At 72.0% G+C, this 12702-nt stretch carries 10 protein-coding genes and 1 riboswitch; of the genes, 4 read left to right on the top strand and 6 right to left on the bottom strand.

Features of this window, described 5'->3' with window-relative positions; translation table 11 throughout:
• Positions 1-10: 10 nt before the first annotated feature.
• On the bottom strand, positions 11-1261 hold the full coding sequence (locus tag ACH4NX_RS14220; RefSeq protein WP_398127047.1) for an outer membrane lipoprotein carrier protein LolA: 1251 nt from the start codon (positions 1259-1261) through the stop codon (positions 11-13).
• A gap of 237 nt (positions 1262-1498) precedes the next feature.
• Entirely contained in the window at positions 1499-2509 is a 1011-nt protein-coding gene (locus ACH4NX_RS14215) for a polyprenyl synthetase family protein (RefSeq protein WP_351389735.1), read from the bottom strand.
• Between the two features lie 869 nt (positions 2510-3378).
• Positions 3379-3547: riboswitch (cyclic di-AMP (ydaO/yuaA leader) on the top strand.
• Positions 3548-3552: 5 nt separating this feature from the next.
• Here ACH4NX_RS14215 and ACH4NX_RS14210 point away from each other — a divergent pair.
• On the top strand, positions 3553-4065 hold the full coding sequence (locus ACH4NX_RS14210) for a transglycosylase SLT domain-containing protein (RefSeq protein WP_398127046.1): 513 nt from the start codon (positions 3553-3555) through the stop codon (positions 4063-4065).
• Between the two features lie 89 nt (positions 4066-4154).
• Here the strand turns inward: ACH4NX_RS14210 and ACH4NX_RS14205 are convergent, their stop codons facing one another.
• A complete protein-coding gene (locus tag ACH4NX_RS14205) occupies positions 4155-4964 on the bottom strand; it encodes an HAD family hydrolase (protein ID WP_351389741.1) in 810 nt (269 codons plus the stop codon).
• A gap of 276 nt (positions 4965-5240) precedes the next feature.
• Here ACH4NX_RS14205 and ACH4NX_RS14200 point away from each other — a divergent pair, with 276 nt between their 5' ends.
• From ACH4NX_RS14200 to ACH4NX_RS14190, 3 genes are all read left to right on the top strand, one after another.
• Positions 5241-6302 carry a GNAT family N-acetyltransferase gene (locus tag ACH4NX_RS14200; RefSeq protein ID WP_351390112.1) on the top strand — a complete coding sequence of 354 codons (1062 nt, stop codon included), beginning with the start codon at positions 5241-5243 and terminating at the stop codon, positions 6300-6302.
• A 31-nt stretch (positions 6303-6333) separates the two neighbouring features.
• On the top strand, positions 6334-7851 hold the full coding sequence (locus tag ACH4NX_RS14195) for a glycosyltransferase (RefSeq protein ID WP_398127045.1): 1518 nt from the start codon (positions 6334-6336) through the stop codon (positions 7849-7851).
• A gap of 287 nt (positions 7852-8138) precedes the next feature.
• Positions 8139-8894 carry a polysaccharide deacetylase family protein gene (locus ACH4NX_RS14190; RefSeq protein WP_351389746.1) on the top strand — a complete coding sequence of 252 codons (756 nt, stop codon included), beginning with the start codon at positions 8139-8141 and terminating at the stop codon, positions 8892-8894.
• Positions 8895-8912: 18 nt separating this feature from the next.
• Here ACH4NX_RS14190 and ACH4NX_RS14185 read toward each other — a convergent pair whose 3' ends face one another.
• The 3 genes from ACH4NX_RS14185 to ACH4NX_RS14175 form a co-directional block, all read right to left on the bottom strand.
• The gene (locus ACH4NX_RS14185; RefSeq protein ID WP_351389749.1) at positions 8913-10052 is read right to left on the bottom strand and encodes a glycosyl hydrolase; all 1140 of its coding nucleotides are present in this window, start codon (positions 10050-10052) and stop codon (positions 8913-8915) included.
• The gene (locus tag ACH4NX_RS14180) at positions 10049-10501 is read right to left on the bottom strand and encodes a hypothetical protein (protein WP_351389751.1); all 453 of its coding nucleotides are present in this window, start codon (positions 10499-10501) and stop codon (positions 10049-10051) included. The genes ACH4NX_RS14185 and ACH4NX_RS14180 overlap by 4 nt, the downstream gene beginning before the upstream one ends.
• A 164-nt stretch (positions 10502-10665) precedes the next feature.
• Positions 10666-12507: a glycosyltransferase gene (locus ACH4NX_RS14175; protein WP_398127044.1), complete on the bottom strand. Its 1842-nt coding sequence runs from the start codon at positions 12505-12507 to the stop codon at positions 10666-10668.
• Positions 12508-12702 lie beyond the last annotated feature (195 nt).

Raw genomic sequence — 12702 nt, 5'->3', positions numbered from 1 at the left:
GAGAACCCGCCTACTGGGCCGCGTCGGCCGCCTTCACCAGCGCGTCCTTGGTGACCGCACCGGCGTAGACCTTGCCGTCGTCCGTGATCAGGGCGTTGACCAGGCGGGTCTTGAACACGGTGCCGGAGCCGAAGTCGCCCTCGACCTGGTCGCCGAAGGAGCCGAGGAAGCCGCCGAGGTCCCCGCCCGCGGAGGCCGTGGGCAGGCCGCCCTGACCGCCGGTGTCGAAGGTGGCGATCGAGTTCCAGCCCTCGCCGATGACCTCCAGGCCGTCCGTCCCGCTCGGGCCGTCCTTCTCCCTCAGGCCGTCCAGCTCCTTGGCGAGATCGCCCTCGGCCTTCCGCCCGTGCTCCGGCTCCTTGGCCACCTCGTCGCCCTCGGTGACCTTCGCACCCTTCGGCGGGGTGAAGTCGAACGTCGACGCGTCCGGCTTCGCGAAGCTGACCTTGGTGAAGCCCGCGTCCACGACGGCGGCGCCGCCGCTCTGCGGGGTCAGCGTGAACTTCAGCGGCATGCCGGTCTTGGCGTCCACCGCGACGGTGACGGCGCCGACGGTCGAACCGGACTGCTTGGGCTTGATCACCAGTCGGTAGGCGTCCCGGCCGGCCACCTGCGCGGTGCCGTCGACGGTCACGGACGTGGTGTCGTCGACCGCCTTCAGGGCCTGGTCGGCGAAGTCCTTCGGGGTGGCCGGCACCTCCGTCTCCGGCTGCTCGGCGCTGCCGGGCACGGTGGAGTGGTAGACCTCGTTGGACTCGCTGTCGTAGCCCCAGACGTCCTTGCCGTCGTGGATCAGGCTGTATTCGGCGGCGTTCTCCAGCAACGACAGCTTCTGCCGGTCGGGGCCGTCGGCGGCGACCCGGAGCGTGTGGGTGCCGGAGACCAGTTCGGTGAGCTTGGCCGACGGATCGGCGGCGGAACCGTCCTCGTCCCCGCCCGAACCCGGACCGCCGGACATGCCCGACATCAGGCCGCTCTCCAGGCCGCCGAGGTTCGGCAGGCCCAGATCCGTGGTGATCTTGACCGTGCCGGACAGCTGCTGCACGTCCGACTTGGCGATCTTCTCGATGAGTTGTTCCGCCGTGACCTTCGGAAGGTCGGGGTCCCCGGAGTCGGCGAGCGCCGGGACGAGGCCGATCGTCGCGGCCGCCACCCCCATCACCGCGACCGGGACGACGTACCGCGCGGCCCTGCGCCGTCCTGCCGGCCGGTCCTCGTCCGTCCCCGCGGTCGTGTTGTCGTCGGAATCGATCGGTGCCATGTGTGCCCTACCTCCGTCGTCGGCGGCGGCTGTCTCGCGACCTCGCACTCGTTCACCCGTGAGCCGCCATTCTCACCCGAATCGGTGAGGATTGGTGTTTTCCGTGGTGTCCATCTGACCAAATCCGCCAAGTGGAATCGTCAGACCGCGGGCTCAACTCCGCCTACTCCTACGGGATGACACGGCGGGGGCGCGACTCCCCCGGCCCGTAGGGGGCGAGGTACGCGTCCGGGCCGCTCAGCCGGCCCTGTGCACCACGGCGTCGCACAGCTCCACCAGCGCGGCCTTCGCCTCACACTCCCTGAGCGGAGCAAGCGCCGCCCGGGCCTCCTTGGCGTACCGGACGGTGTCCCGCCGCGCCTGCTCCAGCGCGGGGTGGTCGCGCAGCAGCCGCAGCGCCTCCGCGTGCCGCGCGTCGTCGCTCAGGTCGGTGTCCAGCAGCTCGCACAGGGCGATGTCCTCGGCGAGTCCGAGCCGGGCCGCCCGCTCGCGCAGCCGCAGCACCGGGAGGGTCGGGATGCCCTCGCGCAGGTCGGTCCCGGGGGTCTTCCCCGACTCGTGGGAGTCGGAGGCGATGTCCAGGACGTCGTCCGCGAGCTGGAAGGCGACGCCGAGCCGCTCGCCGTACTGGGTCAGCACGTCCACGACCGTCTCGTCGGCGCCGGACATCATCGCGCCGAACCGGCAGGCGACCGCCACCAGCGATCCCGTCTTGCCGCCCAGCACGTCCAGGTAGTGGTCGACCGGGTCCCGCCCGTCCTGCGGTCCCGCCGTCTCCAGGATCTGACCGGTGACCAGCCGCTCGAACGCCAGGGCCTGCACGCGGACCGCCTCGGGCCCGAGGTCGGCGAGGATCTGGGAGGCGCGGGCGAACAGGAAGTCGCCGGTGAGGACCGCGACCGAGTTGCCCCAGCGGGTGTTGGCGCTGGCCACGCCACGCCGCACGGCGGCCTCGTCCATCACGTCGTCGTGGTAGAGGGTGGCGAGGTGGGTCAGCTCCACGACTACGGCCGAGGGCACGATCCCGGGGGCGTAGGGGTCGCCGAACTGGGCCGAGAGCATCACCAGGAGTGGCCGGAACCGTTTGCCACCGGCCCGCACCAGATGCTGGGCGGCCTCCGTGATGAACGGGACCTCGCTTTTGGTTGCCTCAAGCAACCCTTCCTCGACAGCGACCAATCCGGTCTGGACATCGGCTTCCAGAGCCTGGTCCCGCACGCTCAGCCCGAACGGCCCGACGACGGTCACGAGGGGTCTCCTGTCTGCTGGTGTCTACTGGCGATTACCTGGTTTGTCGATAGGTCGCTGCCACCACTCAAGTCAGCGTATCCGGTCACCTTTCGATCACCGTTAGCGCCCACCGCTACAGGCCGGTCTGTATCGGATCATGCACGGTATGTTTTTGATCAGGTGATATGAGCAGATTTTGATCGACATCGCCAGAGCCAGAACCCGCCACCGAAGATCACACCATCCCTCCCAACGGGCCGCACTCCGAATACGTCACCCACTCGCCCCACTCCACCCCCACCCCGAACAGATGCCCGCACAGCGCGCGGAAACACCGGCCGGGGGGGGCGGACGCCAGGTGGGCCGCAGAGCCGGACGCGGGGCCGGAGGCGGGACGGGCGCGGGACGGACACAGGGCAGGGTGCGGGAGGGGCGCGACACCGAAAACCGGGACGGACGCAGGCCGGAACACGGCCCGGACGCGGGCACGGCCCCGGACGCGGGCATGGTCCCCCAGCCCCGGACGCGGCCCGGACACGGGCCACGCACACCGGCAGCCCGCCCGACCATCGGCCGACACCCGACGCCATCCCCACCCACGGTCGATTGACTCCCAGTTGGCCCCAATGCCCGATTTGCCGCTCTTGCCGAAGCCCGTGAGTTGGCTCACTCCATCCCGCCCGCAGGCAACCCCGCCGCCGACCGCGCCCTCCCTTTGCGCCGCAAGCCAGTTGAGGCTTGGCGACCGCAAAGGATCAAGCGTCACAAACACCCCAGACCAAGGTCAACAGGCGCGTTGGGTGATTCCTGCACTTGTTTCGGACATGTGCTCTCGCATACGTTCCCGGCCTGTCGGGCGGACGCCGAATCCTGCCACCGCCCGGACACACAGTCATCCGCCAACAAACTCGCAGGCAGGAGCGGGGGACCCAGGTAAGTCGCCGCACCCGGTCACCACCGGAGCGGCTCGGGGTGAAGCCGTGCCCGTCAGGGCCCGGCCGGGCACCTCCCCGCCCGAACCCGACAGCTCACCTCGCAGGCGTAAGGAGAGGGACTCAAGCATGTCTGCCAACGGTCAGAACCGTCACGCCCGCACCACCCGCCTCGCCCGCAAGCTCGCCGTCGCCGGCACCGGCGCCGCCGTGCTCGCCCTGCCGCTCATCGGCGCGACCAGCGCCTCCGCCGCCGCCCCGGCCGCCGCCCCGGCCACCGCTCCGGCCGCCGCGACCGCCGCCCCCGCGGCGACGACGTACCCGGACAACCTCGACGGCTGGATCCGTGAGTCGCTCGACATCATGGCGCAGCACGGCATCCCCGGGACGTACGAGGGCATCCACCGCAACATCATGCGGGAGTCGTCCGGCAACCCGCTCGCCATCAACAACTGGGACATCAACGCCATCAACGGCACCCCGTCCAAGGGTCTGCTCCAGGTGATCGCCCCGACCTTCCAGGCGTACCACGTGCCCGGCACCTCCTGGGACCCGTACGACCCGGTCGCCAACATCACCGCCGCCTGCAACTACGCGGCCGACCGGTACGGCTCGATGGACAACGTCTTCAGCGCGTACTGAGCTGCACGGCCGGCAGGCACCGGCTCGTACGCACCGACTGGTCCGTGCCGGATGAGCCTCACCGGCCGGCCCGGGCCGGCTGAGCCGTACTAAGAGGTTCCGAAGATCCGCTCGAGGACGACGGCCACGCCGTCGTCCTCGTTCGTCGTGGTGACCTCGTCGGCCACCGCCTTGAGTTCGGGATGGGCGCCGGCCATGGCGACGCCGTGCGCCGCCCAGTCGAACATGGGAATGTCGTTGGGCATGTCCCCGAAGGCGATCGTCCGCCGTCGGCTCAGTCCCAGGCGCTCGGCGGCCAGCGCCAGTCCGGTCGCCTTGGTGATGCCGCACGGCTGGAGCTCCACCGTCCCCGGCCCGGACATCGTGACCGTCGCGAGGGAACCGACCACCGCGCGCGCCGTCGACGCCAACTCGTCGTCGGACAGTTCGGGGTGGCGCAGCAGCACCTTGCTGATCGGTGTGCTCCACAGCTCGTCACGCCGCTCGACCCGTACCGCGGGCAGCGTCGGGTGGGGCATCAGGTACCCCGGCTCGATGAGCGTGAGGCCGTCGACACCGTCCTGGTCGACCGCGGCGTACACCTGCCCCACCTCGGCCTCGATCTTGCCGAGCGCGGTCTCGGCCAGTTCCCGGTCCAGGGTGACCGACCACAGCATCCGGTGCGTACCGGCGTCGTAGACCTGCGCTCCCTGGCCGCACACCGCGAGTCCCGTGCAGCCCAGGCGGTCGAGCAGGGGCCGTACCCGGGGCGCCGGCCGCCCCGTCACCACGAGGTGCCGCGCACCGGCCTCACCCACCCGCGCCAGCGCGGCCAGCGACCGGTCGGAGACGGTGTCGTCGCCACGGAGCAACGTGCCGTCGAGGTCGGTGGCGACGAGTGAGTACGCGGTGCGGTCCATGATCAGAGAATACGGACACCGCACCTGTCCGACTCACCCCCGACCGCTTCCGAACGAGGACGCGCGAGGACGGCACAAGTGCGTACGAGTACGGCCCGACTACGCACGAGCGTGTCCGAAACCTGGCACATCATCGGCTAAAGCCGGTTAAAGGCCTGTGCACCGGTTGGCAACAACATGGTCCGCTACCTACCGGCCGGGCGGCCCCGGAGGTACCTTCCTGTTGTTCACGGGGGACTTGATCGGGGGGTCGGGTTGAACAGCGGACGTGTGCGTGTGCTCAGGCCGGAGGAGCTGGGCGAGGGGGAACGGGAGCACTGGCGCGAGCTGCGCGCCAAATCGACGGCACCACGCAATCCGTTCATGGAACCGGAGTTCACCGACGTCGTGGGCCGGGTACGGCCGCGGGCACGGGTCGCGGTGGTGTACGACGGCGGGGAGGCGGCCGGGTTCCTGCCGCACGAGCACGGTCCGCTGGGCCAGGGCCGGGCGATCGGGCTCGGGGTGTCGGACTGCCAGGGCGCGGTGCTGCGCCAGGACCTCGCCCCGGACACCCGCCGGCTGCTGCGGGCCTGCTCCCTGTCGAGCTTCGCCTTCGACAACCTGGAGGCGGAGCAGACACTGTTCGTACCGCACGCCGCCGAGGAGCACACCACCTACGTCATCGACGTGGAGAAGGGGTACGAGGCGTACGAGAACGAGCTGCGCGACCGGTCGCCGAAGTTCCTGAAGACCACCCTCGCCAAGGAGCGCAGGCTCGGCCGCCAGGTCGGTGACGTGCGCTTCGTGTTCGACGAGCGTGATCCGGCCGCGCTGCGCACGCTCATGGAGTGGAAGTCGGCGCAGTACCGCAGGACGGGGCGCCGCGACCGGTTCGCGCAGGAGTGGATCAGCCGGCTCGTGGCACGGCTGGCCGAGACCCGGGCGCCCGAGTGCACCGGCACCCTCTCCGTGCTCTACGCGGACGGCCGGCCGGTCGCCGCCCACTTCGGACTGCGCTCCGCGACGGTCCTGGCCTGCTGGTTCCCGGCGTACGACCCGGAGTTCGCCAAGTACTCGCCGGGGCTGGTGCTGCATCTGCGGATGGCCGAGGCCGCCGCCGCCGTCGGCATCGGGATGCTCGACATGGGGCGGGGCCCGGCGGAGTACAAGGACGCGCTGAAGACGGGCGAACTGCCCGTGTACGAGGGGGCGGCGACGCGTGTGGGCGCGGGCGCCGCGCTGCACTGGCTCGGCCGCGAACCGGCCCGCCGCGCACACGGTTTCGTGCGCGACCGGCCCCGGCTGGCGTCGCTGGCGGTACGGACGTTGAGGGGCGCGGCCCGGCTTCGCCGGTGATGACCGAGGGCAACCACGAGGGGGTGGGCGTATGGCCGGCGTGTGGCGTGCGCGGCAGGAGACACGGCGGGAGATAGAGGGGTTCCTGAGCATCGGCCCGGTGCAGGTCGCCGAGCTGGACCTCGCCGCCGAGGGGGCGCAGGAGACCGAGGGGCCGGAGCAGGCCGAGGGGGCACGGGAGGCCCGGCGGGCACGGAAGGCCGAGCTGACACGGAAGGCCGGAGATGCTCGCGAGGCCGGAGACGCTCGCGAGGCCGGAGACGCCCAGGAGGCCGGAGATACGCAGGACGCCGGAGGTCCGGGAAGGGCGCGGGGTGCGGAGCTGAGACCGGGGCCGGGCAGCGCGCCGGTGACGTCCGGGACGGTGTTCGTCCTGGTCAGGCGAGCGGGGCTGCCCATCGGCACCGTGCTCGGGCAGGTGCCCGAAGGCGCGGATCCCACCGAGGTGCTGGCCGGGCTCGCCCGGAAGCTGCCGGGTGGGGAGCCGCGCGAGCCCTTGCCCCGGCCGCCGTCCGCCAGTGTCGTGGTCGCCACCCGGGAACGGGCGGACCAGCTCGCCCGCGCGCTGGACTCGCTGCTCGCGCAGGACCACCCGGACTTCGAGATCGTCGTCGTCGACAACGCGCCCGTCACCGGCGAGACCCGGGAGCTGGTCGAGCGGAAGTACGGCGAGCGGGTGCGGTACGTGTGCGAACCGGTCCCCGGACTCGCGATCGCGCACAACCGGGGGCTCGCGGCCGTACGGGGCGAGGTGATCGCCTTCACCGACGACGACGTGGTCGCCGACCCGCGCTGGCTCACCGAGCTGACCGCGCCCTTCGCCGCCGATCCGCGCCTGGGCTGCGCCACGGGACTGATCCTGCCCGCGCGGCTGCGCACCCCGGCCCAGGTATTGCTGGAGAGCCACGGCGGCTTCGCGAAGGGCTTCACCCCGCGGACGTACGACCCGGCGGAACCGCCCGCCGACGAGCCGCTGTTCCCGTTCACCGCGGGCCGGTTCGGCTCGGGCGCCAACATGGCCTTCCGTACGTCGGTGCTGCGGGCGGCCGGCGGCTTCGACCCGGCGACGGGTGCGGGTACGCCCGCGCGGGGCGGCGACGACCTCTACGGGTTCGTCCGCGTCCTCGCCCAGGGACAGCGGCTGCGCTACACCCCGCACGCGCTGGTCTGGCACCACCACCGGGAGACCTGGCGGGACCTGGAGACCCAGGCGTACGGCTACGGCGCGGGCCTCACCGCCTACCTCACGGCGATCCTGGTGAACCGGCCGGCGCTGCTGCCGGCCTTCCTCGTCCGGCTGCCGGGCGGACTGGCGCACGCGCGCGGGCTGACCGCCGTACGCGCCACCGCCGTACGCGCCACCGCCGCAGACGGCGGTGCCACCGACGGCACGGGACCGGCGGTGGGCGTGCCGGGCGGGCACGACTCGCGCACCCATCCCTGGCCGCGGCGCCTGTCCCGGCTGCAACGCCGGGGCATGCTCTACGGCCCCGTCGGCTACCTGCGCGCCCGCCGCGCCCTGCGTACGGTCGGACTGGAGGCGCGATGAGCGAGGCCCACGCATCGGAGGCATCCGGGGACGGGACGGGGAGCGGGCCGGGGACCGGGAGCAGGACGGGGACCGGGAGCAGGACGGGGACCGGGAGCAGGACGGGGACCGGGAGCAGGACGGGGACCGGGAGCAGGACGGGGACCGCGAGCGGAAACGGGGCCGGGAACAGGGCCGGGGCCGGGACCGGGGCTTCGCGAGCGATCAACGCTCCAGGAGGGACCGGGGCTCGGGAGGGGGTCCCGGCGGCGGGCGGGCACATACCCGTCTTCCTCTACCACGCGGTGATGGACGATCCGCCCGCGTGGATCGCCGAGTTCACCGTCGCGCCGAGGGAGTTCGCCGCCCATCTCGACGCGATCGTCGACAGCGGGATGACACCGGTCACGATCAGCGTGCTCGCCGACCATCTCGCCGGCCGGGCGGCGCTGCCGCCCCGGCCCGTGCTGCTCACCTTCGACGACGGCTTCGCCGACCTGCCCGGCCCCACGGCCGAGGCGCTGGCCGTGCGCTCGCTGCCCGCCACCGCCTACCTCACCACCGGGGCCATCGCTCCGGGCGGGCGCAGTCTGCTGCCGCCCGCCCCGATGATGACCCTGGACGAGGCGGCGGAGCTGGAACGTTCCGGCATGGAGATCGGCAGCCACACCGTCACCCATGCCCAGCTCGACACCCTGTCCGCCAGGGGCCTGGCGTACGAACTGCGCACGTCCAAGGCCGTACTGGAGGACGCCCTCGGGCATCCGGTCCGCCACCTCGCCTACCCGCACGGCTACAACAGCGCGAAGGTGCGGTCGCTGTCGGCCCGCGCCGGGTACGAGACGGCGACCGCCGTGCGGCACGCGCTCAGCTCGGACCGCGACGAGCGGTACCGCATCGCCCGGCTCATCGTGCGGCGCGGCCACACGGTCGCCGACGTCGAGGCGTGGCTGGCGGGCGGGGGCGCCCGGATCGCCCCCTACCGCGACGGTCCGAAGACCGTGGCGTGGCGGTGGTACCGGCGGGGGCGGGCCATGGTCCGGGGGCCCGAGTTCGCCGGGTAGCCGGCCGGGCGGCCCCGGTCACTTCAGCGGCTGGTTGAGGTGGGGGTCGGCGGCCACCTCGCGCAGATTGGCCCACGCCCGCTCGCCCGCCACGGCCAGGTTGCAGTGCGGTCCCGGGTCGCGGTAGTTCCACTGGAGGGCGGCCTTGACGCCCTCCAGGTCCTTGAGCACCCCGGGCACCTGCGCGTACCAGTCCGCCTGCCGGTCGGGCCGCTTCGGGTCGGAGGCGCTGCCGAACTCCGACAGCATCAGGGGCTTGTCGTCGGAGAGGTTGGCGCGGATCCAGTCGTGGGTGGCGTGCTGGGTCTGGGCGAAGGTGAGCCAGTCCGTCTTGTGGCAGAGGTAGTAGTTGTACTGGTTGTAGCCGATCCAGTCGACGTACTCGTCCCCCGGATACATGCTCTCGAACAGGTCGGCGTGGTCCAGGTAGCCGGTGATGATCCACGTCCACACGACGTTGTCGACGCCCAGCTCGCGGAACCGGTCGTGGACGTGCCGGTAGGCCCGGACGTAGTCGGCCGGGGTGCCGTTGTCCGGCGTACGGGTGTCCATCTCCAGGTCGAAGGAGAGGAACACCTTCTTCCCGGTGCGCTGCCCGTACTCCTTGATGCGCTGTGCCTGGACGTCGATCACGGAGTCGTCCAGGTCACCGGCGGCTATCTGCTTCCAGGTGGGCTGCTGCTGCTTGGTCCCGCCCCACCACTTGCTCTCCCAGGAGAGCAGCAGCATGCGGTCCTCGCCGACGAGCTGTTCCTGCTCGGTGAGCAGCTGGCCCTCCAGGCGGGTCTCCGTGACCGCCGACATGTCGTGGTACGTGTACACGATGTCCAGCCTGCGCTCGACGTTCTTCTCGTACGCGCGCACCTTCTCGGCCAGGTCGGACTTGTCGTGCGGCACGAAGGCGCCGAACCACGCGCCGCAGGGCGGTTCGAGGAGCTCGGTCGGGCGGCACTTCTCGTCGTCGGCCGGGTCGGCCGGCCCGGAGGCGTCGCGCAGGGCGAGCACCGCGACCAGGACCGCGCAGGTGGCCGTGACGGAGGTGATCAGCAGACGGCGCCGGCCCGGGTGCCTGGTCCCCCTGGGCTCCTTGGGCCTTCGGTGCTGTCCGGTAGTCGTCGAGTCCCCGGTCGTGCGGCGTGCGGGACGGGCGAACTTCACAGAGTGGAACCCTTCCGTGTCCTCGGCGCCGCCCCCGGCGCCGTCCTGGCCTTCGGGGAGGCACGCAGGCGCGGGCAGAACGCGGCGAGCGTGGTCAGCAGGGTGAGCGTCAGCAGGACCCGGTCCCCGCTGAAGGCGTGCGTGGCTATCAGCACCGTGGCGACGAGCATCGCGGCGCTCACGCTCAGCAGGACGGCCAGCATCAGCCGTTCCAGCAGGTCGGAGTGGCGTTCGAAGTCCGCCTCGCGACGCCCGACGGGGGCCTGTGCACGGCGGGCCCGCAGCGCGGGGCCGCAGATTCTCACCAGGGCGGCGCCCGGGCCGACGGCCAGGAAGACGGCGACCGCCGCGCCACGCAACGGTGAGCCGCCGGGCAGGGCGAGCGCGGCGAGCGCCAGCCAGCCGCCGAACGGCGGCAGCATCCGGATCACGAGGTCCTGGGGTGTCATGGCGTCCAGCGGTGCGGTGACGCCCGGCGATGTACTGGCGTCCGGCGATGTCCGGGGGCCCGGTGATGTCCGGGGGTCCGGTGATGTCCGGGGGTCCGGTGATGTCCGGGGGTCCGGTGATGCCTTGGCGTCCTGCGGTTTCATGGTCCGACCCACTCCCCTTCTCAGCTCGCCGGTTTCAGGACGTAGAGCACGCCCGCGCTGTTCTGAGCCACGCGCTCGAACAGCGGTGAGGTCGTGACGGACTCCCGCACGCGTCTCAACTGGGCCGTGTCGAGCTGGCCGTTCATCTCCGAGTTGGCCACCTGCCCCTGGGTGAGCAGGAAGTAGGCACGGGCCGGAGCTTCCACGCCGGCCATGTCACGGGCGAGGACGGCTGCCGGGTCGCGGACGATCTCGTCGACGTGGCGCCGGTCGTCGTCGAGGAACCAGTAGTGGTCGACCCTCCAGTACTGCTCGTAGGCGAGCGGGTAGTTCCGGTTGGCCGCGACGACCAGTGAGTCGTCGGGTGCCTGGTCGAAGAGCTGCTGTACCAGGGCCACTTCCGAGGACGGAAAGTGGTTGACGCGGTCCTTGCCCGAGTAGCTCGGCACGAACGCGAGGGTCCCGGCGAGCAGCACGAGCGGCGGCACCCACGCCCCGTACCGCAGCGGGGGCAACGAGGGCAGGGGGAAGCGTCGGCGCCGGGCGGAGGCGGTGGTGGCCGGGGAATGTCCGTCCTTCTCCCACGCGGCGTCGGCGTCGGCGGCCAGCGTGCGGACCCTCGGCAGCAGCGCGGCGGCGGCGAAGAAGGCCGCACCCGGCAGCGTGAACATCAGGACCCGGAAGATCATCTCGCTGCCGTAGCTGCTCGCCACGAACATCGGCAGCGGCGCCGCCGCGACCAGCAGCAGCGGCAGTGCCCGGTGCCTCAGCACCCGCTGGCGCAGTACGCCGGCCAGCGCGAGCAGCAGTACGGAACCCGAGAGCAGCCGGGCCGCCCAGGAGGTCATCACCGCGCCGGTGCCGGTCGGGGTGGCCCCGTACCCGGTCTCGACGTTGGCGCCGACGTCACCGACGGAGCGGATCATGTCCGGCATGGCGACGGAGAGGAAGGGCAGCGCGGCCGTGAGGCACCAGGCCAGGAAGATCACGACCGTCGTGACCGCCGGGACCCAGTGACGGTAGCGGCGCGTGAAGGCCAGCGCGACGAGTGTGACGACGAGCATGCCCGGGGTCAGCTGGTGCGAGACGACTATGGCGGTGACCAGCACGCTGAGCAGTACGGTCCACACCGCCTGCCCCTGCCGTCCGCGCCGCCCGCCGGAACGGCCGTAGCGGCGCAGTACGACCGCGATGACGCCCAGATGCAGGGCGAAGGCGACGGACTGCGGGGAGAAGTAGTCCTGGCCCACCCAGTTGGCGACGTAGAACAGCCACACGGCGGTCCAGATCAGCCGCCGGTCCTCGGTGAAGGTCCGGTAGATCAGCAGCAGCGGGAGCAGCAGCATCAGACTGGAGGCCAACGGCCACCAGGCCATGTACATCGCGGCGTTGTCCACGCCCAGCAGCCGTACCAGCGCGGCCTGGGCGGCGAAGAAGCCGGGCCACTGGTCGTAGACGGCCATGTCGCCGAGCTGGTTGGCGGTCTGGAGCCCACCGGACGTCAGGAGGTGGTCGATGACCGCGTCGTGCTTCCACGCCCACGCGTAGAGCGGGGTCGCGTAGAGGACGGCCTGGGTGGCCCGCTCCATCACCAGCAGGCCCAGGACGTAAGCGAGTGACCAGGCGCTCCGGCGGCGCGGGTTGCGCACCGTGAACCAGAAGCCCGCGGTGAGCACGGCGAGGCCGGCCCAGAAGGTGGGATGCAGCGCGCTGACCAGGCCGAAGTCGTCCAGGTCGGTCACGTCGGTGTAGCGCATCGCGTAGGCCCACAGGGCGAGCGCGACGAGCAGGGGCACGGTCGGCCAGGCGGCGGCGGCGCGGGCCGGCCAGGCGGCTGGGGTGAGGTCGGACAGATCCGTCACGGGCGGCTCGGCGGCGGAGCCACGGGGCTCCGGGTCGGGGGGCTGGTGGGCGTGTGCGGTGGCCTCCCGGACCGGCCGGGCGGACGCTTCCTCCGAGGTCGTGGTGGCCGACTCCTGCGACGTGCGGGGGGCCGGCTCCTGCGAGGCCCGGGGGGCGCGATCTCCTCCTGCGTGTGGGCGCGCTCGTGGCCGGGT

The sequence above is a fragment of the Streptomyces sp. NPDC017225 genome, from assembly GCF_044331465.1.
GTDB lineage: Bacteria > Actinomycetota > Actinomycetes > Streptomycetales > Streptomycetaceae > Streptomyces.
Note: the sequence above shows the minus strand (reverse complement) of the source record. Positions and strands in the feature narration are given on the sequence as shown.